General features: G+C 65.2%; 28 protein-coding genes. 18 read left to right on the top strand and 10 right to left on the bottom strand.

Features of this window, described 5'->3' with window-relative positions:
• Positions 1-244 precede the first annotated feature (244 nt).
• Positions 245-466 (bottom strand): hypothetical protein, encoded by a 222-nt coding sequence (locus LGM89_RS22050; RefSeq protein ID WP_039371644.1) that lies wholly within the window; start codon positions 464-466, stop codon positions 245-247.
• A 63-nt stretch (positions 467-529) separates the two neighbouring features.
• Entirely contained in the window at positions 530-793 is a 264-nt protein-coding gene (locus tag LGM89_RS22045; RefSeq protein ID WP_174970737.1) for an HPr family phosphocarrier protein, read from the bottom strand.
• Between the two features lie 124 nt (positions 794-917).
• Between LGM89_RS22045 and LGM89_RS22040 the strand changes: the two genes are divergently transcribed.
• From LGM89_RS22040 to LGM89_RS22030, 3 genes are read left to right on the top strand one after another with little or no spacing between them, the layout of a single operon-like run.
• The gene (locus tag LGM89_RS22040) at positions 918-1160 is read left to right on the top strand and encodes a hypothetical protein (protein ID WP_144023168.1); all 243 of its coding nucleotides are present in this window, start codon (positions 918-920) and stop codon (positions 1158-1160) included.
• Positions 1157-1501 (top strand): zinc ribbon domain-containing protein YjdM, encoded by a 345-nt coding sequence (locus tag LGM89_RS22035; protein ID WP_039371651.1) that lies wholly within the window; start codon positions 1157-1159, stop codon positions 1499-1501. The genes LGM89_RS22040 and LGM89_RS22035 overlap by 4 nt, the downstream gene beginning before the upstream one ends.
• Positions 1502-1544: 43 nt before the next feature.
• Positions 1545-2381 carry a spermidine synthase gene (locus tag LGM89_RS22030; protein WP_226273872.1) on the top strand — a complete coding sequence of 279 codons (837 nt, stop codon included), beginning with the start codon at positions 1545-1547 and terminating at the stop codon, positions 2379-2381.
• Positions 2382-2414: 33 nt separating this feature from the next.
• On the opposite strand, the gene LGM89_RS22025 is transcribed toward LGM89_RS22030, so the two are convergent.
• Both LGM89_RS22025 and LGM89_RS22020 read right to left on the bottom strand, forming a co-directional pair.
• On the bottom strand, positions 2415-2600 hold the full coding sequence (locus LGM89_RS22025) for a ribbon-helix-helix protein, CopG family (protein ID WP_021158209.1): 186 nt from the start codon (positions 2598-2600) through the stop codon (positions 2415-2417).
• Between the two features lie 87 nt (positions 2601-2687).
• Positions 2688-3446, bottom strand: coding sequence for a YoaK family protein (locus LGM89_RS22020; protein ID WP_089498645.1), 759 nt, complete (start codon positions 3444-3446; stop codon positions 2688-2690).
• 268 nt (positions 3447-3714) lie between these two features.
• Between LGM89_RS22020 and LGM89_RS22015 the strand changes: the two genes are divergently transcribed.
• The 3 genes from LGM89_RS22015 (at position 3715) to LGM89_RS22005 (ending at position 6209) form a co-directional block, all read left to right on the top strand.
• Positions 3715-4065 (top strand): hypothetical protein, encoded by a 351-nt coding sequence (locus LGM89_RS22015; protein ID WP_089444220.1) that lies wholly within the window; start codon positions 3715-3717, stop codon positions 4063-4065.
• Complete coding sequence (locus LGM89_RS22010; RefSeq protein ID WP_006489184.1) at positions 4062-4274, top strand: twin transmembrane helix small protein; 213 nt, start codon at positions 4062-4064, stop codon at positions 4272-4274. The genes LGM89_RS22015 and LGM89_RS22010 overlap by 4 nt, the downstream gene beginning before the upstream one ends.
• Before the next feature lie 492 nt (positions 4275-4766).
• A complete protein-coding gene (locus tag LGM89_RS22005) occupies positions 4767-6209 on the top strand; it encodes a sensor histidine kinase (protein ID WP_089463949.1) in 1443 nt (480 codons plus the stop codon).
• A gap of 13 nt (positions 6210-6222) precedes the next feature.
• Here LGM89_RS22005 and LGM89_RS22000 read toward each other — a convergent pair whose 3' ends face one another.
• A complete protein-coding gene (locus LGM89_RS22000) occupies positions 6223-6696 on the bottom strand; it encodes an acyl-CoA thioesterase (protein ID WP_089444191.1) in 474 nt (157 codons plus the stop codon).
• A 231-nt stretch (positions 6697-6927) separates the two neighbouring features.
• On the opposite strand from LGM89_RS22000, the gene LGM89_RS21995 reads away from it, so the two are divergent.
• From LGM89_RS21995 to LGM89_RS21960, 8 genes are all read left to right on the top strand, one after another.
• Positions 6928-7866 carry a response regulator gene (locus tag LGM89_RS21995; protein WP_226273871.1) on the top strand — a complete coding sequence of 313 codons (939 nt, stop codon included), beginning with the start codon at positions 6928-6930 and terminating at the stop codon, positions 7864-7866.
• Positions 7867-8369: 503 nt separating this feature from the next.
• Positions 8370-8531, top strand: coding sequence for a hypothetical protein (locus LGM89_RS21990; RefSeq protein WP_226273870.1), 162 nt, complete (start codon positions 8370-8372; stop codon positions 8529-8531).
• A 173-nt stretch (positions 8532-8704) separates the two neighbouring features.
• The gene (locus LGM89_RS21985; RefSeq protein WP_089444193.1) at positions 8705-9634 is read left to right on the top strand and encodes a TauD/TfdA dioxygenase family protein; all 930 of its coding nucleotides are present in this window, start codon (positions 8705-8707) and stop codon (positions 9632-9634) included.
• A 49-nt stretch (positions 9635-9683) separates the two neighbouring features.
• The gene (locus LGM89_RS21980) at positions 9684-10715 is read left to right on the top strand and encodes an ABC transporter substrate-binding protein (RefSeq protein ID WP_226207914.1); all 1032 of its coding nucleotides are present in this window, start codon (positions 9684-9686) and stop codon (positions 10713-10715) included.
• A 64-nt stretch (positions 10716-10779) separates the two neighbouring features.
• Positions 10780-11769, top strand: a complete 990-nt coding sequence (locus LGM89_RS21975; RefSeq protein WP_226273869.1) for an ABC transporter ATP-binding protein — start codon at positions 10780-10782, stop codon at positions 11767-11769.
• Positions 11766-12653: an ABC transporter permease gene (locus tag LGM89_RS21970; protein ID WP_089498652.1), complete on the top strand. Its 888-nt coding sequence runs from the start codon at positions 11766-11768 to the stop codon at positions 12651-12653. The genes LGM89_RS21975 and LGM89_RS21970 overlap by 4 nt, the downstream gene beginning before the upstream one ends.
• 167 nt (positions 12654-12820) lie before the next feature.
• Positions 12821-14038, top strand: a complete 1218-nt coding sequence (locus tag LGM89_RS21965) for an acyl-CoA dehydrogenase family protein (protein ID WP_226273868.1) — start codon at positions 12821-12823, stop codon at positions 14036-14038.
• A gap of 42 nt (positions 14039-14080) precedes the next feature.
• Positions 14081-15442 (top strand): LLM class flavin-dependent oxidoreductase, encoded by a 1362-nt coding sequence (locus LGM89_RS21960; RefSeq protein WP_226273867.1) that lies wholly within the window; start codon positions 14081-14083, stop codon positions 15440-15442.
• A gap of 2 nt (positions 15443-15444) precedes the next feature.
• Here the strand turns inward: LGM89_RS21960 and LGM89_RS21955 are convergent, their stop codons facing one another.
• The 4 genes from LGM89_RS21955 to LGM89_RS21940 all read right to left on the bottom strand — a co-directional run bounded on the left by LGM89_RS21955 (position 15445) and on the right by LGM89_RS21940 (position 19894).
• Positions 15445-16632 carry an LLM class flavin-dependent oxidoreductase gene (locus LGM89_RS21955; RefSeq protein WP_226207918.1) on the bottom strand — a complete coding sequence of 396 codons (1188 nt, stop codon included), beginning with the start codon at positions 16630-16632 and terminating at the stop codon, positions 15445-15447.
• A gap of 109 nt (positions 16633-16741) precedes the next feature.
• The gene (locus tag LGM89_RS21950) at positions 16742-17281 is read right to left on the bottom strand and encodes a c-type cytochrome (protein ID WP_226273866.1); all 540 of its coding nucleotides are present in this window, start codon (positions 17279-17281) and stop codon (positions 16742-16744) included.
• The gene (gene soxC, locus LGM89_RS21945) at positions 17274-18566 is read right to left on the bottom strand and encodes a sulfite dehydrogenase (protein ID WP_226273865.1); all 1293 of its coding nucleotides are present in this window, start codon (positions 18564-18566) and stop codon (positions 17274-17276) included. The genes LGM89_RS21950 and soxC overlap by 8 nt, the downstream gene beginning before the upstream one ends.
• A gap of 143 nt (positions 18567-18709) precedes the next feature.
• Positions 18710-19894 (bottom strand): porin, encoded by a 1185-nt coding sequence (locus LGM89_RS21940; RefSeq protein ID WP_226273864.1) that lies wholly within the window; start codon positions 19892-19894, stop codon positions 18710-18712.
• On the opposite strand from LGM89_RS21940, the gene LGM89_RS21935 reads away from it, so the two are divergent.
• The 3 genes from LGM89_RS21935 to LGM89_RS21925 all read left to right on the top strand — a co-directional run bounded on the left by LGM89_RS21935 (position 19838) and on the right by LGM89_RS21925 (position 21767).
• A complete protein-coding gene (locus tag LGM89_RS21935; RefSeq protein ID WP_226274204.1) occupies positions 19838-20257 on the top strand; it encodes a hypothetical protein in 420 nt (139 codons plus the stop codon). The genes LGM89_RS21940 and LGM89_RS21935 overlap by 57 nt on opposite strands.
• A gap of 120 nt (positions 20258-20377) precedes the next feature.
• Complete coding sequence (locus LGM89_RS21930) at positions 20378-20722, top strand: DUF3088 domain-containing protein (protein WP_226273863.1); 345 nt, start codon at positions 20378-20380, stop codon at positions 20720-20722.
• 46 nt (positions 20723-20768) lie between these two features.
• Entirely contained in the window at positions 20769-21767 is a 999-nt protein-coding gene (locus tag LGM89_RS21925; protein ID WP_226273862.1) for an ABC transporter substrate-binding protein, read from the top strand.
• Positions 21768-21900: 133 nt separating this feature from the next.
• On the opposite strand, the gene LGM89_RS21920 is transcribed toward LGM89_RS21925, so the two are convergent.
• Positions 21901-22320: a hypothetical protein gene (locus tag LGM89_RS21920; protein WP_226273861.1), complete on the bottom strand. Its 420-nt coding sequence runs from the start codon at positions 22318-22320 to the stop codon at positions 21901-21903.
• Between the two features lie 316 nt (positions 22321-22636).
• Between LGM89_RS21920 and LGM89_RS21915 the strand changes: the two genes are divergently transcribed.
• Positions 22637-23758 (top strand): DUF2827 domain-containing protein, encoded by a 1122-nt coding sequence (locus tag LGM89_RS21915; protein WP_226273860.1) that lies wholly within the window; start codon positions 22637-22639, stop codon positions 23756-23758.
• Positions 23759-24165: the final 407 nt, after the last annotated feature.

The following is a 24165-nucleotide window of genomic DNA, read 5'->3' as shown; positions in this document are numbered from 1 at the left end:
GGCATGTCCAATTCGGCAAGACAGGGAGCCGGAATGATAGCAAAACCCTTGCACGGACGAGCTTCGGTGCGGCCGGCCGGAGGTGGTGCCGCCGCATCGACGACGTCGCACGGGAAGCGGGCGCAATTCCATCTGCTTCCCGCGCGATAGTCGGACTTTCATGCGGTGCGCCGCCCTTTCGATGTGCCGCCGTCACTCGACATGATGCTCGGAGGGATCAATCCGATTCGCGGCCGCAGGCGGTCTACTTCCGGTTCTTCAGGAAGGTCCGGCCTTCGGCCGTGATCGAGGCGCCCGAGCGGCCGTGTGCCGGATGGCTGACGAAGCCCGCGCTGACGAGTTCGCTCGCGATCGACCAGCCGAGCGCCGGCGCGTCGCGCCCGTAGCGGACATCGGCGAGGCGCTCGAGCGCCCAGATGGCGGAGGCCGACAGGTTCGGGGTGTTGGACGTGAAGTTGTCGCTCATCGCTTCCTCGTGAAAAGGGGATTCGGGGTGGGCGGGATGCCGTGACATCGGGTGGCGCGCCGGTCAGCGCGCCTGCAGCACGGGCAGCAGCGCCTGCAGGGCTGCCTCCTCGTCGGGGCCGGTGGCCAGCACCTGGGCGGACGTGCCGCCGTGCACCTGCAGCGCCGCGACGGCGGCGCTGTCCTTTGCATCGCTGCTGATCCCGTTCGCGATCAGCAGGATGTCGCTTTCGAAGCCGCGCGCCGCGTCGGCGGCGGCTGCTCGTGCGGCGTGGCCGCGGTTGCGGTTCCACGCGGGGCCGATTTCAACGAACACAACGGTTGCCACGATGTCGGAGAGCCTCTGGACGGAACGTCGGGATCGGTGTGCGGCGCCGGGCCGGCGGTGCGCCAGGCAGGCGAGAAACGCGCTGTTCCGCATGACTCCGGAACGCCGGCAGCGCTGCCGGGGCATGCATATCCTGCGCGGATGTGCCGGCATTCTCGGTGAAACGGGCCGCAAGTCCGGCGAACAGCGCGAAAACGCTCATTATAATACAGCAGCCAAGATATGTGTATTGCATTATAATGCCGTGTGCGCCGAAGGCGGCTCGCCGACCCGTCGGCGCGTGCCTTCACGCGGGCCGGGCGACGCTGCCAGCGCGCCCGGCCTTTTTATCGACGACTCAACTCCCCCTGAATGGAAGCTGCAATGAACGCCGCCCCCGCCTGCCCGCAATGCGCGATGGACAACACTTACCCGGACGGCACGCTGACCGTATGCGCGGACTGCGGCCATGAATGGTCGGCCGGCGCCGGCGCCGAAACGGGCGACGAACCGGCGGGCGACGTCGTCAAGGACGCCAACGGCAACGTGCTGTCGGATGGCGACTCGGTCGTGCTGATCAAGGATTTGCGCGTGAAGGGCTCGTCGATCACGCTTAAGATGGGCACCAAGGTCAAGAGCATCCGGCTCGTCGGAGGCGATCACGAGGTCGACTGCAAGACCGACATGGGTGGCTTCATGCTGAAGGCCTGCTACCTGAAGAAAGTCTGAGCGCGCACGCTCCAATCGTCCGTCAGTAACTGACTGCCCGCTCATGGAAGACGATCGAATTTCCTACGACGCGTTCGTCAGGTTCCTGGCGACGCCGCTGAACGACGGCCGGCCGTTCGTGCTGGAGACGCAGCACGCGCTTTCGCTGCACTTCGACCATTTCGGCACGCAGAGCTTCATGTCGCTCCGGGATCCGGGCCGGCTCGAGCTCGGCTATACGCGCGTGATGATGGGCTTTCTGCTGCTGCAGCCCGAGCCCGCGCACATCTGCATGCTCGGGCTCGGCGGCGGTTCGCTGGCGAAGTACTGCTACCGGCACTTGCCCGGCGCGACGATCGACGCGGTCGAGATCAACCCGGACGTGATCGCGCTGCGCGACGTTTTCAGGATTCCCGCTGATGACGGCCGGTTCACGGTGGTGTGCGCCGACGGCGCGGATCATCTGGACAGGGCGGATGTCCGGACGGACGTGATCCTGCACGACGCGTTCGTCGCCGACGGCATGCGGGGCCGCTGTACGGGCGCCACATTCCTCGCCGCATGTCACGCGCGCCTGAGCGAAAACGGCGTGCTGGCAATCAACTTCATGGACGACGATCCCGCGCTACCCGAGCATCTCGAGCAGTTGCGATCCGTATTCGGTGCGTCGTATACGCTGGCGCCGTGCGGCGACGACAACAACTTCATCGCGTTCGCATGGAAGGGGGGCAGCCGGCTGCCGTCGCTGCGAATCCTGCTCGAACGCGCACTTGCGTGTGCACGGGCCGGCGAACTCAAGCTGGCGGCCACGGCGAGGCGGATGAAGGCCGGGGAGAGCGTCGACCCGCAGCGGCTGGTGATGCGTGCGCAGCCGCACGGGCGATGGGAGATCGGCGCGTAGCCTGCGGGGAGGTGCGGCCTGTACGGCCGGCCCTTACTTCACGCGCTTGCCGAGCGCGCTCTTGGTCTTGTACGTCACGCCGTGGCGGTCGAGATACTCGCGGATCAGTTGCCGCACGACTTGCGACGGCGTGAGATCCTGCTCCGCGCAGAGCATCTCGAAGGCTTCCTTTTTCGCGGGGTCGATCAGGACGGTCAGGCGGGCGGTTTTCGTTTCCATTGCGGGGCGAGGGTGGTCGGTATGTTAATCAAATTATAATCGATCCGCCTTCGGCGCCACCGCCGACAGCGCGCTCCCGGTGCGCGATCAGCGCCTGCTGCGGAGCAACACGAGCAGGTCGTCGATCACCGGCACGATCGCGAGCGTGACGAGCACCGCGGCAAGCGGCACGGTCGACACGTAGCCGACATGCTTGAAGCCGATCGCGCCGGCCAGGCCACCGATGAAGAACGACGCGAGCATCGTCGCGTGAATCCGCAGTTTCGAGCGGTTGGCGACCACCGCCTGCGCGTCGACGTCGACCGCCGACCGGTTCCAGTAGAACAGCTTCCCGAGCTCGATGCCGAGGTCGGTCACGATGCCGGTCATGTGCGTCGTGCGGATCTCCGCGCCCGACAGCTTCGTGATCGTCGCGTTCTGCAGCCCCATGATGAAGCACAGCAGCGTCACGGTCACCGGCACGAAGAAGGTTTCCCACAGCGCGAGGTGGCTGCCGAGCAGCCCGAACAGGAGCAGCAGCGCGGCCTCGACCAGCAGCGGCAGCATGAACTGGCTGTGCAGGCCGCGACGGCGGCCCCAGTTGACGAGGATCGCCGAGCAACTGGCGCCGATCAGGAACGACCCCAGCGAGCTGATGCCGGCCAGCGCGAGCCGCACGTCGCCGAGCGCCGTCTGGTCGGCGATCGCCGACACGATGCCGCTCATGTGCGACGTGTATTGCTTGACCGCGAGGAAGCCGCCGGCATTGGCCGCGCCGGCGACGAACGCCAGCGAGAACCCGAGCTGACGGTTCGCGGTCGCGCTGCGGTGTTTTCCCGTCAGGTTTCGAAAGTACTGCGCTGGCATAGGGGCTCAGGGCTTCGCTCAATCGCCGCGGGTCGCGGGCATGGACATGACGACCGGCACCGGACGGCAGGGCGGGCACGCCGCCTGCGCACAGGTGCCGGTCTCTTGAATCATGTGACGAACATGATAATGCCATTATCATACTCTGTTAGTCGAATAGGGCTTTCAGTACAATGTCATCCGGCGCGGCCTGACTGCGGCCCGATTGCGGTTTCGCTACCGTATGGGCGCGCCGCGCGCATTCGCGATCACTTCTGCCCACCGTTTCATGACCCCGATCAAGTTCATTCTTCGCTATACGGCGATCCCGTTCACGGCCATCGTGGCTGTGGTGATCTGGACTGTCATACCATCGTCGAAAGAGATCGATGCGAGACAATATGCGGCGCTGTCGCGCGCGTACGCGAGTTTCCCGCTGCCGTTCCGGCGCGAGATCTCGGAAACGATGGACCACGGCCGGATCAACGACCGGCGCTACCAGGCGCTCGTGCGCGATTCGCTGGGCAACGGCGTCGCGCTGGACTGGCCGGCGTCGGGCGTCGGCGCGCTCGCCGACGAGCGGCACAAACTGGCCGAACTGATTCAGGCCGATTCCGATCTTCAAGGGCATCACCAATGAAAACTCTGCTGGTTTCCGTGGCATTCGCGATGATCATCGCGAGCCTGATCTTCGCGCTGTATTTCATGAATCACGATCGCGGCAAGTCCAAGCGGATGGCATGGTCGCTCGCGGCGCGCGTCGGGCTGTCGGTCACGCTGTTCCTGTCGCTGCTGATCGCTTACAAGCTGGGCTGGATCGAGCCGACCGGGTTGCCGATCGGGCGCTGAAAGGCGAACGCCCCGTTGCATGCGGGGCGTTCGCGCAAATGCGAGTTCTGATCTAAAACACAGCTATTGTGATAAGAAAACTTATCGTGACGACGTGGATGTGTGACCCAAAATCAGGGTTCGCACGACGCGCGACAGAGGCTGCCCACGCGGCAACGGCAGCGCAGGGGAGTTGATACGGGGCTTCGCGAGGCCACGGCCCGCGACAGCGTGGATTCGCGACGTGCAGCCGCATGAATTCACGAGGCCTTCGCACCTTCCGCCCAACGTTGAACGCCGAAGTGACAACCTTGCTTCGCAAACCGCGACAATTTCATTCTGGTCAACGCTACCCGGCATACGGCACCGCGCGCGCAACAGTCGTGATGCGCGGCAGCCCCGTGGACAAACCCGCCGCGCTCGCACGCCTGGCTCGGCGTGCTACTCTCGCGAACGGCACCGGCCAGGACAGTTCAGTGGTGCGCGACCCGTCAACATGCTGGATTCACGCATATGTACTCGATCTTGCCTGCGTTCGTATCCGCGTTGTTTCTCGGGTTTGGCCTCTACGTGCTGGCCACCAAGGGGCTCACGCGGGTCTCCGTCCCGTTCGTCCTGATGTGCGCGACGACCTTCGTCTGGCAGGGAACGTGGGCCTTCCTGTTCCAGACGACCGACGCGGACGTCGCCAACGTGTTGGTCAAGGCCGGCTATCTGTTCATCCTGTTTCTGCCGACGACCTTCTATCATTTCGTGACGGAAGTCGTATCGCGTCGGGACGAGCGGCCGGTCATATTCGCGTCCTACGGACTCTGCGTCCTGCTGGCCGTGCTGCTGGTCACCAGCAATGCGGTCGTCGATGGATTCCGCCCGCATTTCTTTGGCCCGTATCCCAACGCGGGCCCGCTGCATCCGTTGCACGTCGCGCAGACGGTACTCCTGGTCTGCCGCAGCGGTTGGCTCCTGATCGAGGCAAGACGTCAGGGGCGGGCGCGAGACGTCCGGCAGTTGCTCACGCAATGTCTCGTCAGCCTGGGCCTCTACTCGCTCGCGGCGACCGACTATGCGGTGAACTACGGCGTCGACTTCTATCCGGTGGGGGTGCTGTTTATCGCGATCAGTCTCGGGATACTCGCGACGTCGATCGTCCGCTACGGGCTGATGGGCCCCTATCTGCTGGCCGCGACGGTCGCGCACGAAGTGGCCACGCCGCTGGCGGCGATCGGCCTGCACGCGGACGAGCTGCGCTCGGTCCTGCCGGTGCTGGTGCGCGGCTATCGGCTGGCGGTGGAGCACCGGTTGTGCGCCGACGGTTTGTATCCCGGGCAACTGGAGCGGCTACCGACGCTCGCGTCGTCGATCCGGCGCCAGGTCGACACCACGAGTACGGTAGTCGAGATGTCGCTGGCGTCCTTTACGCTGGACCGACTCGATCGCCACAGCTTCGCGGCCTATCCGATACGGGCCTGTGTCGACGCCGCCGTCGATCGCTTTCCGTTCCGTCCGGGTGAGCGGGACCGCGTATCGGTCGACGCGATCGATACGGACATCCGGTTTTTCGGCTCCGACTCGCTCGTGATCTTCGTCATCTTCAATCTGCTGAAAAACGCGCTGTACGCGATCCACGCAAACGGCCGTGGGCAGATCGAGATCGACGCGCATCGCAGCAACGGTTACTGCGTCGTGCGTTTCAGCGATACGGGGCCGGGCATCGCCCCCGATGTGCTCCCTCAAATCTTCGACGCCTTTTTCTCGACCAAGTCGCACGGTCGCGGCGCCGGCATGGGCCTGAGCTTTTGCCGCCGCGCGTGTGAAGCGCTCGGTGGCACCATCACGTGCGAATCCGTCCCCGGCGTGCGGACCACGTTCACGATTCGGCTGCCGGAACCCGGCGCGCCGGCGGACCCGACATTGAACGGTCCGCCGGCGCTCCCCCCGCGCTATCGCGTCGGGTAGGGCGGTCTCACATTCAGTTCGCGCTGGACGGCAGGATCAGCTCATACGCCTTGACCCGCTCGATGATGCCCGGCGGAAACCGGCGGATCCGCTTGTCCGAACCGGCAAACACGATCTGCTGATACCCCAGCGACACCTGCCGCCCGTCCACGCAGAAGCGGAACAGCAGATAGGCCGAGCATTGCCGAACCTCGAACGTATTGAGAAAGCAATCGACGCGTTGGAACGGAAACGTCTCGTGGACGTATTCCTGATGCGCACGCTTCGTCACGAATGCCCCGCCGGCCCCCATCAGGTTGTCGTGGATGCATTCGTGAAACCAGCGTTCACGGCACACGCCCTGCCATTCGAAATAGCGTGCGAAATAGGTATTCATGAAGGCATTGGAATCCTTGAGGTAAATATCCATCACATGGTGGAAGGTTTTCTCGGAAAGATGGGCCGTTTCGTTGGAAAGGACGTGAAGAATCGCGTCTCGCGTCAGCATGAATAACTCCTTGAATCGCTACTGGCGGTAGCGGCGCATTCCTTCAACGAGAAGGAATGGCCCGATTCTCCCCGTGCAATTCTGCTGAGCGGCGCGCTCGTAATATGACGAATGAACGGATAAGGAGCAGTTGATGTGCGTCCTACTTTCGCCGGATAATTGCCGTAATAATCATTCGCGGTAAATCACCCCCGATACCGCCTCTTTTTCTGCTGATTTATCGAGACTCTTATGCAACCCTTCGTCAGGCAGCCGGTGCTTTACCCCGTGTCCGTGGTATTTGTCGACGACAATCCGGATTTCCTGCAGGCGCTGCGGGGCGCATTTCCGGACGAACGCCTGAACCACTTTTTTACGCACCCGCGGGCGGCGCTCGACTTCGTGTCGTCGCGTGACGCGGAGATGCCCCCCACGGCTGCGGACTATTTCGGCGCGGAGAAAACCGGCGGGAATGCGATCGGCGAGGATGCGCTTGCCGATCCTGCCCGATTCGAGGCGGTGGGCGCGGTGGTCGTCGACTACTCGATGCCGGAGGTCGACGGCATCCAGTTCCTGACCTCCATCCGCAACGCGAACTGCACGAAAATCCTGCTCACCGGCATCGCCGACGAGCGCGCGGCGGTGGCCGCGTTCAACGCGGGACTGATCGATTGCTATCTGAAGAAAACCGACGTCGAGATGGCCCGCAAGCTGGCAACCGCGCTGGACGACGCGAAACGCAAGTGCTGCGCGGCCCGCGGGCACATCAGCCTGCATGAAGCGGGGGCGACCTACCGGGATCCACGGATCGTCAAACTGATCGATGAGTTGGCCGCGCGGGAAGGCATCGTCGAATACTACTGGCGCCCCAATCAGGACGCGGTGCTGATGTTCGATGCCGCCGGCGCGCCCAGTGTATTTCTCGCCTGGAGCGAAGAGGACTGGGCGTTCCACTGCGATATCGTGTCCGACGCGGGCGGACCGGCCGAATTGCGCCAAGACATGGAAGCGCGCCGCATCATGCCGCTATTCTGGCCATTTCAGGCCTATCGGCCGGGCCTCGCGGACATTCGCTGCACGGCCCCGCTTCCGGTTCCGGGATGGCACGGCACGTTTTATAGCTGGATCCGGCTGGATGATCCGGTCACCGAGCGCGAACTGCCTACATTGGCAAAATGGCGTCACGCGTAAAGGATCATTCGCTCATTTCCAGATGGGCGGTGCTGTCGTCGGCTCGGTAGTCACTCGAATTGGAACAATCCCTGTCAATGTTGTCAGTTATCCGCGGCGCGGGATTTTGTTTTAATAGCAGCTTGTTCCGAGGGCCGCCCAATATTCCAATAGACGGCACATCCGTTTAGTGCAGACCGTTGACCAACGGTCTGCACGCGCTTCCAATATCGATCGGTTCTCGATCGGATTTTGTCATCACGCTTCACAAAAGCTGAAGCGGCAAACGATCCCGAAAATTTCCGATTGGCTCGTTAAAGCTCGTTTTCACGGCACGTCGATTTAGAGCGTTCGCCCCATTTCGTCCGCCGGGCGCGTCATATATTCAAATGGACGCCCTCGGCCACCCACCGCCATTAATACGTGCCGGAATGCGGCAATCGAATTGAAATCGAAATCTGCCGGGAATCGACCCCAGAAGCCTGCGCTTCCTGAACTGGGCCTTCGCGGTTGACGACCAGCGCGTGTACTACCGGACCAACACGAACCTGGCCGTGTGCGAAGGCGTCGACCGCGCGAGCGTGGAAGCCGTGCCGCCGCTACGCATCCGCGACAAGAACGGGCTGATCGACATCCGGTATCGGGAAGGCGCCGTGCACGTACCGGCCCCGTCGACGGAATCGTGACGGCCGCCGCGACCGGCCGTTTTCGCTCGTGAGCCCGCCGCCCGCTGCCGCGCCGTATGCGGGAGCAGCGATCTTTATCAGCGCAGCAGATAAACGTATCGGAATCGCTTCGTTGACGCGGTGCGGCACGCACTCGTAGATTCGCGTTTTGACCGAATCAGGGGGGCCGTGCCGTGACGACTACCGCCATCCGCGACGACGCATCGCTTTCCGCCGGGCATCCGCCCGCGTCGCGGCCGCGCGTTGCGGCGCAGCATTTCGACATCGTGCCGTTCGATGCGCCGCTCGGTGCCGAAGTGGTCGGCCTCGACCTGTCGCAACCGCTCGACGCTGGCGACTTCGCGCGCATTCATCGCGCGCATCTCGACCATCACGTGCTGGTGTTTCGCGACCAGCGCATCACGCCGGACGAGCACATCGCGTTCAGCCGCCGCTTCGGCCCGCTGCAGATCCACGTGCTGCACCAGTTCGCGCTTGCCGGCCATCCGGAGGTGCTGATCGTGTCGAACGTCGTCGAGAACGGCAAGCCGATCGGGCTCGGCGACGCGGGCCATTTCTGGCACTCCGACCTGTCATACAAGGAGAAGCCGAGCCTCGGCTCGCTGCTGCATGCGCAGGAACTGCCGGCCGAAGGCGGCGACACGCTGTTCGCGAACATGCATCTCGCGTGGGACACGCTGCCGGCCCATCTGCGCCGCGCGGTGGAAGGGCGGCGCGCCGAGCATACGTATCTCGCGCGCTATGCGGAATTGCAGGCGCGCAGCCCGTGGCGGCCGAACCTGTCGCCCGAGCAGATCGCGCAGGTTGCCGCGGTCGTGCATCCGGTCGTGCGCACGCATCCGGAAACGGGCCGCAAGGCGCTGTTCGTCAGCGAGCATTTCACGACGCGCATCGTCGGGCTGCCCGACGACGAAAGCCGCGCGCTGCTCGACGAGCTGTTCGCCCACAGCGTGCGTGCCGAGCATGTGTACCGGCACCAGTGGCGCGAGCACGACCTCGTGTTCTGGGACAACCGTTCGCTGATGCATCTCGCCGCCGGCACGCCCGACCATCTGCGCCGCAAGCTGTACCGCACGACGATCGAAGGCGACGCGCCTTTCTGAGCCACGTGCCGCTGCGTCAATCTTCCGCCCCATCCTGACTGGAGTTCCGATGTCGTTTTCGTTTTTGCCGGCGCGCCGCGCGCTGGCGGCCGCACTGACCGCAGCGCTCGCGTTCGCCGGCGCACTCGCCCCGCAAGCCGCACACGCGGAAGGCCGCATCCGCATCGCCGAGCAGTTCGGCGTCGTCTACCTGATGCTGAACGTCGCGCGCGACCAGCAGTTGATCGAAAAGGAAGGGCGCAAGGCCGGCCTCGACATCAAGGTCGACTGGGTCCGGCTGTCGGGCGGCGCGGCCGTGAACGACGCGCTGCTGTCCGGCGCGGTCGACATCGCGGGCGCGGGCGTCGGGCCGCTGCTGACCGTGTGGGACCGCACGCGCGGCCGGCAGAACGTGAAGGGCGTCGCGTCGCTCGGCAATTTCCCGTACTACCTCGTCAGCAGCAACCCGAACGTGAAGACGATCGCCGACCTGAGCACGAAGGACCGCATCGCGGTGCCGGCGGTCGGTGTGTCGGTGCAGTCGCGCGTGCTGCAATACGCGGCCGCGAAGCAGTGGGGCGACAAGCAATTCGACAAGCTCGACGCGCTCACGCAGGCGATTCCGCATCCCGACGCAACGGCGGCCATTCTGGCGAACAGCAGCGTGATTACCGGCCACTTCGGCAATCCGCCGTTTCAGGAGCAGGAACTCGCCGGCAACCCGAACGCGCACATCGTGCTGAATTCCTATGACGTGCTCGGCGGCCCGAGCTCCGCGACGGTGCTGTATGCCACCGAGAAATTCCGCGACGACAACCCGAAGACCTATCGCGCATTCGTTGCCGCGCTGGCCGAAGCCGCGCGCCAGATCGCGGCCGATCCCGAGCGCGCCGCCGATACCTATATCCGCGTGAACGCATCGAAGATCGATCGCGCGCTGCTGCTGAAGATCCTGCGCAATCCGCAGGTGCAGTTCAAGACAGCGCCGCAGAACACGCTCGCGCTAGCGCAGTTCATGCACCGCACCGGTGCGATTCGTAACGAACCGAAGTCGTGGCGCGACTATTTCTTCGACGATCCGGCGACGGCCGGCGGCAGTTGAGCAGAGCCGCTTCGACGCCGCGATCGACGCTTATGCGTCGGTGCGGTTTCGATATGGGCAATCGATGGTTGGCCCGCGAAAGAGCTGGCCGCATGCTGATGCTTTACCCGCAAGAGATTCGATCGTGAACGCCACTTCTCCCCGAACCTGGCTGCCGCCGTATGCAGCACGCGGCGGCGCGGCGCCTGCCGGCCACCCCGAGCCCGACGCGCAAGTCGCCGGCCGGCCCGCGCCGGACGCCGCGCAGGCCGGCGCGCACAGTGAACGCCTGCTCGCCATCGACCGCGTGAACCTCGAATACCGCAGCGGCGCGCGGATCGTGCGCGCGACCCACCAGGTCAGCTTCGACGTGTACGGCAGCGACCGCTTCGTGCTGCTCGGCCCGTCGGGGTGCGGAAAGTCGACGCTGCTGAAGGCGATTGCCGGCTTCATCGAGCCCGTATCGGGTTCGATCGCGCTCGACGGCCGGCCGGTGCGCGGGCCGGGCCCTGACCGCGTCGTGGTGTTCCAGGAATTCGACCAGTTGCCGCCGTGGAAGACGGTCGTCGAAAACGTCGCGTTTCCGTTGCGTGCCGCCGCCAGGTTGTCGCGCGCCGAAGCACGGGCGCGCGCGCTGCATTATCTCGACAAGGTCGGGTTGAGCGGGTTCGCCGACGCCTACCCGCACACGCTGTCGGGCGGCATGAAGCAGCGTGTCGCGATCGCGCGCGCTCTGGCGATGCAGCCGCGCGTGCTGCTGATGGACGAGCCGTTCGCCGCACTCGACGCGTTGACGCGCCGCAAGATGCAGGAGGAACTGCTGCGCCTGTGGGACGAATTCCGTTTCACGCTGCTGTTCGTCACGCATTCGATCGAGGAAGCGCTCGTCGTCGGCAACCGGATCCTGCTGCTGTCACCGCATCCGGGCCGTGTGCGTGCGGAACTCAACAGCCACGAGCATTCGCTCGACAACGTCGACACCGGCGACTTCCGCGACAACGTCGCGCGGATCCATCGCCTGCTGTTCGATACCGACTCGACCCACGCCCCGACGACGGAGGAAGCCGCATCATGAGCACGATCGATCCGTCCCTGCCGCCGCTGCCGCCCGTGCGCGCCGAATACGAACGCACGCTCGACACGCTGCCCGACGCCGAACGTGCCGTGCCGGCGCCGCTGTGGCGTCGCGTCGCCGGCGCGGGATGGTTTCGGCGCAGCGTCATCGCACTCGTGCTGATTGCCGCATGGGAGATCGTCGCGCGCATCGTCGCGAACGATCTGCTCGTGCCGACCTTCGGCGCGACACTGGCCGCGTTCGTGCAGGGCATCGAGTCGGGCGAACTGCTGGTGAAGACGGGCATCTCGCTGTCGGTGCTGCTGCGCGGCTACGCGCTGGGCGTGGGCTTCGCATTCGCGCTGACATCGCTCGCGGTATCGACGCGCATCGGCCGCGACCTGCTGGCGATGCTGACGTCGATGTTCAATCCGCTGCCGTCGATCGCGTTGCTGCCGATCGCGCTGCTGTGGTTCGGGCTCGGCACCGGCAGCCTGCTGTTCGTGCTCGTGCACGCGGTGCTGTGGCCGCTCGCGCTCAGCATGTATACGGGCTTCGCGGGCGTGCCGGCCACGCTGAAGATGGCGGGGCGCAACTACGGCCTCACGGGCCTGCGCCAGATCGCGCTGATCCTCGTGCCGGCCGCATTACCGTCGATCCTGTCGGGCCTGCGCGTCGGCTGGGCATTTGCGTGGCGAACGCTGATCGCGGCCGAGCTGGTATTCGGCGCGAGCGCGGGCCAGGGCGGGCTCGGCTGGTACATCTTCCAGAACCGCAACGAGCTGTATACGGATCGCGTGTTCGCCGGCCTCGCGGCCGTCATCGTGATCGGCCTGCTCGTCGAGAATCTCGTGTTCGACACGCTCGAACGCGTGACCGTGCGGCGCTGGGGCATCCAGCACTGATGTCACCGCACGCGGCAATTCCCGGCGCCTGCATAACGTAAGCTGAAATCGGCTTTTCACGCGCGCCGGGTGCGTCCCTATACTTTGCGATGCTGCGCACGCGGCGGTTCGCGCATGCCGCGATCGCGCTGCGCAGCGCCCGATCTTCCCGAACAAGGACTTGCCGAATGACTGCCCGTGATGCCGTCGATCCGCGCGACGCGTTGCGCGACGCGCTTGCCGCGCTACCCGATCTCGCGAACGCGATCGGGCAGGATGCCGCGCAACGCGAGGCGCGTCGCGAACTGCCGTTCGAGGGGTTTGCGATCTTCCGCCGCTCGACGCTGGGCGTGCTGCGGATTCCGGTGGAGCGCGGCGGCCTCGGCGGCACGCTGGTCGACCTGTTCGACACGATCGCGACGCTGGCCGCCGCCGATTCGAATCTCGCGCACGCGCTGCGGATTCACTACGACCAGATCGAGACGCTGCGGCTGTCGCCGCGCACACCGTTCAACGACGTGCAGCTCGAACGGGCGCTGGCCGGCGCGATCTTCGGCGGTGCGTCGACCGAGCGCGGCACGTCGCGGCCCGGCGAGAACACCACGGTGTTGCGTCGGGACGGCGATCACTATCGCGTGACGGGCCGCAAATATTATTCGACCGGCACCGCGTTTGCCGATTTCGCGCGCATCAACGTGGAGAACGAGCAAGGTAACGCGGTCGCCGTGATCATTCCCGTCGCGCGGGACGGCGTGCAGGTACTCGACGACTGGGACGGCATGGGCCAGCGCATGACCGCGAGCGGCAGCCTGCTGCTGAACGACGTGCAGGTGTTCGCGGATGAGGTGGCCGCGCGCGACGGCTCGACGCTCGTCGGCCGCCATTGCGGCGCGCTGCGGCAGCTGCATCTCGTCGCGACGGGGGCGGGCATCGTGCGCAACGTGGTTGCCGATGCGCGCCGCTACGTGCTCGCGCACGGCCGCCCGGTGCTGCACAGCCCGGCGCCGACCGCGCGCGACGATCATTTCATCCAGCAGGTCGTCGGCGAGCTGTCCGCCCACAGTCATGCAATCGATGCGCTCGTCCGTGAAAACGCGCGGGCGCTCGACCGTTCCGCCGACGCGATCGAAGCCGGTAACGCCGATGCGCATGCGCTAGTGCTCGACAGCGCGCTCGCGACGGCACGCACGCAGCTCATCGTCAGCAAGCTGGCGCTGCATGCGGCGGAGCGGCTGTTCGAAGTCGGCGGCGCGTCGGCGACGGCGCGCGAACACAACCTCGACCGGCACTGGCGCAACCTGCGCACGATCTTCAGCCACAACCCGCTGCTGCACAAGGCGCGCGTGATCGGCGACTACGAGCTGAACGGCGTGACGACACACCTGACCGAAGGCCGCGTGTTCTGACCTGGCCGCGCGCGCGGCCCTCTTTTTCGGAAACCCTTCCCGATGACGACCCGCACCGGACACCTGCATCTCGGCGCATTCCTGTACCCGACCGGCCATCACATCGCCGCATGGCGCCACCCCGGTTCGCAGGCCGACGCGGGCGTCGATTTTCGCCACTACGTGCGGCTTGCCCAGGCGGCCGAGGCCGCGAAGTTCGATCTCGTGTTCCTTGCCGACGGCGTGGGCACGCGCGGCGACGACGTCGAGTTCCTGAGCCGCACCGCGCACAGCTACATCGCACAATTCGAGCCGCTGACGCTGCTGTCGGCGCTCGCGGCCGTTACCGAGCGAATCGGCCTCGTTGGCACCGCGTCGACGAGTTTCAACGAGCCGTTTCATATCGCGCGCAAGTTCGCCTCGCTCGACCACATCAGCGGCGGTCGAGCGGGCTGGAACCTCGTCACGTCGTCGAGTGAGCACGAGGCGCGCAATTTCAATCGCGACGCGCATTTCGATCACGCCGAACGCTATGCGCGTGCGGAGGAGTTCGCGGATGTCGTGCGTGGCCTCTGGGATAGCTGGGACGACGATGCGTTCGTGCGCGATCGCGCATCGGGCCGCTTCTTCGATCCCAGCAAGCGCCACGTGCTCGACCATCGCGGCCGCTTCTTCCAGGTGCGCGGGCCCTTGAATGTCGCGCGGCCGCCGCAGGGGCACCCGGTCGTCGTGCAGGCCGGTTCGTCGCCGGCCGGTACGCGGCTGGCCGCGCGCACGGCCGAGGTGATCTTCACCGCGCAGCAGACGCTCGACGACGCGGTCGCGTTTTATGCGGACGTGAAGGGCCAGCTCGCGGCGTTCGGCCGCGATCCCGATACGCTGAAGATCATGCCGGGCGTGTTTCCGGTGGTGGGCCGTACCGAAAGCGAAGCGAAGGAGAAATTCGACGCGCTGCAGTCGTTGATCGACCCGACGGTCGGGCTCGCGCTCGTATCCGGCCTCACCGGTGGATTCGACCTGTCCGCGTATCCGCTCGACGGCCCGATTCCGCCGCTGCCGGAGACCAACGCCAGCAAGAGCCGGCAGGCACTGACGATCGAGCTCGCGCGCCGCGAGAACCTGACGATCCGCGAACTCTATTTGCGTGTCGCAGGCGCGCGCGGCCACTGGCAACTCGTCGGCACGCCGGAACAGATCGTCGACCAGCTCGAAGAGCGCTTCGTGCGTTACGGCGCGGACGGCTACAACGTGATGGCGCCGACGTTGCCCGGTGGCCTCGACGATTTCATCGCGCTGGTGCTGCCCGAGTTGCGGCGCCGAGGGCTGTTTCGCGACGACTATGCGGGCCATACGCTGCGCGAGCATCTGGGGTTGCGGCGGCCCGTGCGCCGCGCCACCGCCACCCGTGCCGAAACGGCTGCCTGACGTCAGCGCCGCAAGCCGGCGGCGCGCAGCAGCGGCAGCACACGCTCGCCGAAGAAGTCGAGATCGGGCTTGAAGTCGTAGAAGCTCAACTGGATGCCGTCGATGCCTGCACGGTGCAGCCGCACGATGGTATCGGCGACTTCCTCCGGCGAGCCGGTGATCGAGATATTGCCGCCGATCGCGCGCGAGGCAGCCTGCGAGCGCTGTTCGAAGCCGCCTCTCCATGCATGCGCGTCACTGTCGAAACGGTGGAAGCTGCCTTCGTCCGCATGCGCGACGATCGCGTCGCGGTACGCACGGGCTTCCGCCGCCGTCTCGCGGCAGATCACGAGCGGGTTGAGCAACGTGCGGATCGTTCGGCCGCGCGCCGCGGCGGCTGCCTTCACCCGTGCGGTATGCGCGGGCAGCGCAGCGACCGCGTGTTCGGCATCCGTGCCTGCGGGGCTCGTGACGAACACGATGTCCGAGTAGCGTGCGGCGAAATCGATACCCGCATCGGAGCCCGTCGCGTTGATCAGCAGCGGGCGGCCGTAGCGCGGCTTCGGCGTCACGAATGCGCCGCCCAGCCGCCAGCTCGACAGCGCCGGCGTGTAGCTGAAATTGTCCGGTTGCGCCCACAACTGCTGGACCGCATCGAGAAATTCGGCGGCCATTTCGTAGCGCCGGTCGTGTTCGATCCTGTTCCAGCCGAACATCTCGTGCTCGATCGCGCGGTGGCCGGTCACGACGTTGATGCCCCAGCGCCCGCGCGAGATGTGATCGAGCGTCGCGGTGAATTTCGCGAAATGCAGCGGATGCCAGGGCCCGTAGAGCACGTGGCTCGTCGCGACGAGGATGATCCGTTCGGTACGCGCGGTCAGCGCGGCCAGCGTCATGAACGAGTCGAGCGCCTGGCCGTCGAACACGCCGCCGTAACCGCCTTTCGGCAGCCACTGCGACAGCGCGAACACGAGATCGAAGCCGAGTGCCTCCGCGCGCGCGACCAGGTCGGCGTTGTAGTCGAAGGTCCAGTCGGTCGTGCGCGGCAGCGTCGACGCGCTCCAGCCGCCGGCCTGGATCGGCAGGAACAGCCCGAGCATCAGCGGCTGCGCGAGGACGCGCGACACCGGGCTGTCGGGGAAATCCGCCGGTGAGCGCACGTCGACGAACGGCGACGGCGCGACCGGCGCGGCGAGGGAAGTGTCGCTCATGAAGGCTTCCTTGCGGGTTGGACAGGGTCCGGACGACAACGCTCGGCACGCGCGGCGGCGAATCGCCCGGGTGTCATGCACGATGTGCGTGCGCGCGGTTCGAGCCGCATCATAGCGTGCCGGGCCTCGGATCGGGCACGAACCCGTCGCGGTTCGGCATCCGCACGCGTGGCAGCGTGCGCGCGTCGAGCCGTGCATCGGCGGGCACGATGCCGTTCAGATGGAGGACATACGCGGTGACCGCATAGACTTCGTCCGCGCTCAGCGATTGCGGCGCGTTGTACGGCATCGCGCGGCGGATGTAGTCGAACAGCGTCGTCGCGTACGGCCAGTAGCTGCCAACCGTCTTTTTCGGCTTCGCGCTCGCGAGCGAGCCCAGTCCGCCGACGAGCGGATCGCCGACGCCGCCTTCGCCGCCGGCGCCGTGGCACATCGCGCATTTGTCCGCGAACACGTGAGCGCCGCGCGCGACCGTGCCCGAGCCGGGCGGCAGGCCGCTGCCGTCGGGCGCGACGTCGATGTCCCACGCCGCGAGCGCCGCACGGTCGACGGGCTGGCCGAGACCGTAGCCCGCGCCGAATGCGCTCGGAACCACCAGGCTCGGAACCAGCAGGGATGCGACGAGCAGGCAGGCAAGCGGCTTACGCATTGCGCACCTCGCCGTCCGCGCCGACGCGCCAGTTCTGGATGCCGTTGTAGTGGTACTGCGAATTGACGCCGCGCACGGCGACGAGCGCCTCGCGGGTCGGCTGCACGTAGCCGGTGTCGTCGGTGGCGCGGCTTTGCAGGTCGGCGGGCTCGCCGTTCCAGATCCAGTCGGCTTCGAAGCGCGTCAGCGCGCGATCGCGCACGTCGCCCGCGAGTCGCGCGGGCCGCCAGGTGCGGCCGCCGTCGGTCGAGACGTCGACCGCGCGAATCCGGCCGCGTCCCGACCACGCGTAGCCGCCGATCGGGTAATAGCCGTGCGCCGCGAGCCGATGGCCGGCCGACGGCCGCGTGATGACCGACTTCGCATCCATCTCGAACACGAACTGGCGCGCGCAGCCGCCGGGCAGCAGGTTCGTGTATTTCGACGTTTCCTCGCGCGTCATCTCCGGCGCGCGCACCAGCTTCAGCCGCCGCAGCCACTTGATGTTCGTGTTGCCTTCGAAACCCGGCACGATCAGCCGTACCGGATAACCGTTCTCGGGGCGCAGCCGTTCGCCGTTCTGCGCATAGACGACGAGCGCGCGCTCGAGGATCCGGTCGAGCGGCAGGCTGCGTGTCATCGCCGCGCCATCGGCGCCTTCGGCGAGCAACCAGCGTGCGTCCGGATCGATGCCGCTTTCGTCGAGCAGCGTCGACAGCCGGACGCCCGTCCATTCGCAGCACGACAGCAGCCCGTGCGTGAACTGAACGGGCAGCCCGCTCGGGCCGTTCCATTCGCTGCCGGTGTTGCCCGAGCATTCGAGGAAGTGGATCCGCGACTCGGACGGAAAGCGCAGCAGGTCGTCGATCGTGAACACGCGCGGCTCGCGCACGAGGCCGTGCACGACGACGCGGTGACGCTGCGCATCGATTTCCGGCACACCCGCATGATGACGCTCGTAGACGAGGCCGTTCGGCGTGATGTCGCCGAACAGGTCGGCGAGCGGCGTCATCGACGAGCCGGAGCCGGGCAAGGCCGGCGTGCGGGCGCTGCGGCGGATCACGTCGCGTTCGTGCGGCCCGGGCATGCCGTAGGGCGGCGACAGCAGCGGCGCACCCGGTTCGCGGGTCCATGGCGGCACGTCGAGCGGGGAGCGCGGAGAGAGCGGGGTGAGCGGGGCGAGCGGCTGGCTAGCCAGCGCGCCGCCGGCAGGCAGCATCGCTGCCGCCCAGCCGCCGGCGAGCCGGCGCAGTGCCGCGCGCCGACCGCTGCGCGGTGGGTGGGGCGGGAAACGGGAGTCGGTCATGGTCGAACGCGTATCGTGCGCCGGGGCAGCACGCGGGGAAACGCCCATTCTCGGCAACCGAACCCGGTGCGACAAACAACGATTCCCGCTTTGCTTATCGCGCCACGCTGCACCGCGCTGCACCGCGCCCGATACACGCGCCGTCAGAACTTCACGCGCAGCCCAGTGACGAACGCGACCTGGCGGTTCGTCGACGACGCGCTGCCGATGTTCGAGATCGCCGCGATCTTGCGATAGCCGCCCGACGTTGCCGTGCTCGCATCGCCGGCCGCGAGCTGGTAGATGCCGGACAGGTAGATATCGGTGCGCTTCGACGACGCATAGTCGAACCCGAGCGTGAACTGGTGCCAGCGCGGCTTCAGCGTCTGGCCGCCAGTGCCCGGCAGGCCGCTCGCGCGCCCGTCGGTGAACGTATAGACACCGATCAGCGTGGCGGCCGGCGTGAGCTGGTAACGCGCGTTCACGTCGTAGTTGTTGAACTTGCGCGACGAGCCGTCGAGATAATCGAGCTGCGTGTGGCTCCACGCGAAGCCCAGCGTCGCACGGCCAAGCGCGTAGTTCGCGCCCGCCACGCCGATCTGCTGCTTGAGCACGCCGCCGTTCAGCCCGTAGAAGAATCCGCCGCTGTAGTCGTTGCCGGTGGTGGTGGTCGCACCGCCCACCGCGCCGCTCGTATTCGACGTCGAATTCGGGTGATTGATGCGGACATAGCCGGCGCCTACCGACAACGGGCCGTTCACGTAGTTCGCCGACGCGCCCCACGCGTTGTTGTTCGAGAACCCGGTGCCCGCGCCACCGTTGGCCTGGTTGCTGAACGCATAGAGCAGGTCGGCCGTGAAGCCGGCGATCGTGTCGCTGCGGAACTTCACCGCGTTGTTCAGCCGGAAGCTCTGGTTCATGTTGTCGTTGTCGCCCACGTGCGTGGCCGGCGACCAGAAGCCGGACCCCGAGTACTGCGCAACGAGGTCGGTGATCGGCTCGTACTGGCGGCCGAAGGTCAGCGTGCCGAGCCCCTTGCTGGCGAGGCCCACGTAGGCGGAGCGGCCGAACAGGCGGCCGCCCTGGCCGAGCCCGCCGTCGCTCGGCCGGAACCCGCTTTCGAGCGTGAAGACCGCCTGCACGCCGCCACCGAGATCCTCCACGCCTTTCAGGCCCCAGCGGCTGCCGCTCAGCTTGCCGCTCGTCTGCTGGATGTTGCTCGCGCCACCCTGATTGTTCGTATAAGCGAACCCGGCATCGACGACGCCGTACAACGTGACCGAACTCTGCGCATGCGCGCTGACCGAACCGATCGAAACCAAACCCAGGACTACCGTTTTTTTGATCATGACTATCCTCTTTTTTATGGGTACATCTGCGAGGATCACGATCCTATTGATGACGGCGGTGCCGGCGAACGGTCGATCCGTGGTTTGCAAATCGCTGCGCGGCCGATTTGCAATATGCGTTGCCGCAAGCCCTGCATGTGCGCCGCGATCGCGTCCGGCACCCATGCTGCGGCGAACGTATCGCGCGAACGGCGAACGTCGGGCACCGGATACGCGCGGGCGCCGTCATATCGATCGCTGAAATCGTTCGATGTGCGCACTATCTGCGGCCCGGTGCGCGATGTTTTTACGCAACGCCCGCTGTGCGGCGGGCGCCCGATGCGCTACGCGCGGCCGCATATCGATTCCGCAAAACGTTGGTAGGGCCGTGCGACGCATGCCGGTAGAGTCGGGCATCCGGCCTCGGGCCGGCATGCTCCGGGAACGGAAGGGCGCCCAAGCGCATTCGTCCCGGCTGAACCACGAACACGGGAGCCGTCTGTCATGAGTCGCGATGTGCTGTTTCTGCTGGAACCGGGCTTTGCCGATCCGAAGCATCCGGGCCAGCGCTTCGTCTGCCCGCATGGACTGTCGATCGAGGGGCTGCTCGCGAGCGCGCCCGATCACGCGAGTCGAATCGACGTGAAACGTGTCGGCTTCGAGCGGCCGCGGCACGCGGTGATCGACGCGCTCGACGATGCGCACCAGGGGCTGCCGGTCCTCGTGCTCGGCCGCGACCAGCCGGCGCCGGACGATGCACGGACGCTCGGCGACGTGCGCTTCGTCACCGACGCGCGCCGCATCCTCGAACTGCTGGCCGAGCGCCACGGATTTCCGGTGCTGCATTGACGCAGCGATTTTCACTTCCCGTTTGATCGACCGACAGGAGCATCCGATGTCGTCAATTTCGGCGGCACGTCGCCGTTTGCTGCTTGCCGGCGCCGCAGCGGCGGCGGCGCCATGGGCCGCGAAGGCCGCGTTCGCCGCGCCCGCGGTCAACACCGATCTCGCCGGCACCACGTTGCGCGTCGCAACCTACAAGGGCGGCTGGCGCGCGCTGTTGCAGGCGGCCGCGCTGGCCGACACACCGTACCGGATCGACTGGCGCGAGCTGAACAACGGCGTGCTGCACATCGAGGCGCTCAACGCGGATGCGCTCGACATCGGTTCGGGCAGCGAAATTCCGGCCGTGTTCGCCGCGCGACAGAAGGCTAACGTGCGGCTCATCACCCGCGTGCGCGAAGACCTGAACAACCAGGTCACGCTCGCGCGCAAGGACACGCCGATCCGCGGCATCGCGGACCTGAAGGGCAAACGTGTCGGGTACGTGCGTGCGACGACGTCGCACTACTTCCTGTATCGCCAACTCAAAGAGGCCGGCCTGAGCTTCGACGATATCCAGCCGATCAACCTGTCGCCGGCCGATGGCTTGTCCGCCTACGATCGCGGCGACATCGACGCATGGGCGATCTACGGCTACAACGGGCAGCTCGCGCGCAATCGCTACGGTGCACGCGTGCTGAAGACGGGGAAGGGCTATCTGTCGGGCAACTTTCCGGTCTATGCGAACCCGCGCACGCTCGACGATGCGCGCCGTCGCGCGGCGACGGGCGATCTGCTGCTGCGGTTTCGACGCGCGTATGCATGGGCGAACGCGCATTTCGGCGACTATGCGCTCGTGCAGAACCGCGAGACGCGCGTGCCGGTTGCCGATCTCGTCGCGATGTTCGACCAGCGCAGCGAAGACTACGCACTGCTGCCGGTGACGCCCGACGTGGTGGCGCAGCATCAGCAGGTCGCGGACGTGTTCGCGCGGATCGGTGTGCTGGATGGGCCGGCCAATGTCGCGCCGCTGTGGGATACGTCGTTCAACGCGCTGGTCGCGGCGACGTGAGCGGGGGTAATGAGAAGGCGGTCGGGTGAGCGGGAGATTGAGGGCACATGCGCTTTCGGGAAACGCTGCTTTCCCTTCGTGAGCGAGGCTTCACGCCCTGCGCGGACCCCGATGGGAGATTTTCTCGACCGGGTCAGGCGAACGTCGTCGCGACCATGATGCCGAACACGACGCCGATCGCGATTCCGCAGAGCCGGCCGTAAATCGATGCACGCACATTGTCGTCAAGCACGAACGGCGAGCGTTTGTGCTTCCATACCGTGCTGAATGCGACGGGGCGCGTCAGCAGGGTGATGCACGCGATCAGCACCGGCGTGGCGATGAGCATCGCGATGCGCGGCCCGTTCCAGTCGACGCCGTGCATCGCCAGCGAAACGATCGCGGCAAGCGGAACCTCGACGCACAGGCCCAGCAACGAACCGTTGACGAAGGAATCTCCGGGGGACTGGAACATGATCGGTCCTGGCGTTCGGATGAAATCGGCGCCCGGCTCGAGCTCCCGAAGATAAAAAACCATGGCCGTTGCCCAAGGTCGATCGACCGCATTCGACATTAGCCAGGATGACGGGCGGATAGTACGGCAAATCATTCGCACGTTGGCGGGTATTCAAGCTATTTAACAAATGTGCCGGGTAGGCGCGCATTTTCGCGCTCAGGGCCGCCGGGACATCGTCGACTGGATCCGACGCGATTTCAATCGACAACCGCACTTCCTCGAATACGAAACCCTGCGCGCCGCTGTATGGCATGCCGTGCAGGGTCACCCGTGCCGAGCACGCATGTCAGATTTTGACAGTTCTTGACAGCTGGAGACTAGTGCAGCGCTATGATCTAACTCTTTATTGGACGGGCACCCTGGAGAACCTCCCATGCGTTTGGCACGCTCACTCAGCGTTGGTATCACAATTGGCCTTCACCACGCGGCGGAGAGTCTCTGGGTCAACGGCATCAAGCAGAACGCCTTGTATCTGATGAAGCTCTTTCAACACTCGCCTCTTGGCCATCAGGTCACCCTCGTCAATACCACGAACGTCAAGATCACGCCGGAACTTCCATGGGATACCACGCAGTATCCGATTCGCTCGTTCGACGATGCGAAAGACTCGCTCGATGTCCTGATCGAACTCGGGGGGCAAATTGACCAGCAGCAAACCGCGTATCTGCAGGGCCGCGGTACGAAAGTGGTGAGCTACTGCTGCGGTTCGGAATACGTGCACATGATGCAGGCCATGATTTTTGGCAGGCGGCATGCGGAAACGGTATTCATCAACCAACGTTACGATCAAGTGTGGATCATCCCGCAAGTTGTCGATACCAGCGCGAGCTACTTCAGCGTATTACGGCGCCAGCCGGTTCGTGAAGTCCCGTTCGTTTGGGACCCGATGTGTGTCGAAGAGCGGTCGGCAACGCTTCCGCATGGCGGGGAGTATCGTCCAACCGGGCAATCGAAGCGCCTCTCCATCATGGAGCCGAATATCGACGTGACGAAGTTTTGCCTCTATCCGCTCTTGATTGCAGAACTGGGCTATCGAAAATTTGGCGAGAAGATATCTTATGTGCACGCGACGAACACGGAGCATCTTGCAAAAAACAGCCCCGAATTTATTGGTATCGCGCACCACCTCGACCTTGTGCAAGATTCAAAGATAAGCTTTGTCGGTTATTACAACACCCCTCAATTTCTTTCGGAACATACCGACATTGTAATATCCCATCAATCAGGGCTTGCGCTGAATTACTTCTATTTCGATGTTTGCTGGAACGGGTATGCATTGATCCATAACGCATACCTCTGCCGTGAACTTGGTTATTTTTATAATGGACAGGATGCGGAGGAGGGTGCACTGCAACTCGGGCAGGCAATCGATTCGCACGATGAGAAATGGGTTGATTACAAAATTCGGCAGCGCGAATTTATCGGTGGATTTTTGTCGACAAATTCGACGCAAATCGAGTCGTATGACAGGCTCCTGATCGGTCTTTTTGAGTAAATTCACGACATTTCATTGGGAGAATGGGTAAGCCGGAGAATGCGTATGCCATTTCCGATATCGGTGTGCTCCAGTCTCCCAATGCCGCTTGCCGATACAACTACATGGACCTTTACCACGGCGTATCGCGAAAGCTGTTGGACAACCGCTCATCGCATGCAACCGACAGCAACACCTACACGGGCCGTCCGAGTGTTCCAGCGAGGTGGGCAGGTCCCGTGTCCACGGCAATCGTCAAATATCCTTCATTTGACATAATGCGTATGATCAATTTTTTTGGTTGTAGTGGCTAGATTGAAATGTCCGCTTTTGGCTACATAGAAATGTCCGCTTTCGGGCCGCGTAAGCTGTTCGGTCGCCGGGTGTCCGGCGCCGGAGGCTGCGATGGCTGTAACGGAACGGATCAC

This window comes from Burkholderia sp. AU31624 (assembly GCF_020420065.1).
GTDB lineage: Bacteria > Pseudomonadota > Gammaproteobacteria > Burkholderiales > Burkholderiaceae > Burkholderia.
Note: the sequence above shows the minus strand (reverse complement) of the source record. Positions and strands in the feature narration are given on the sequence as shown.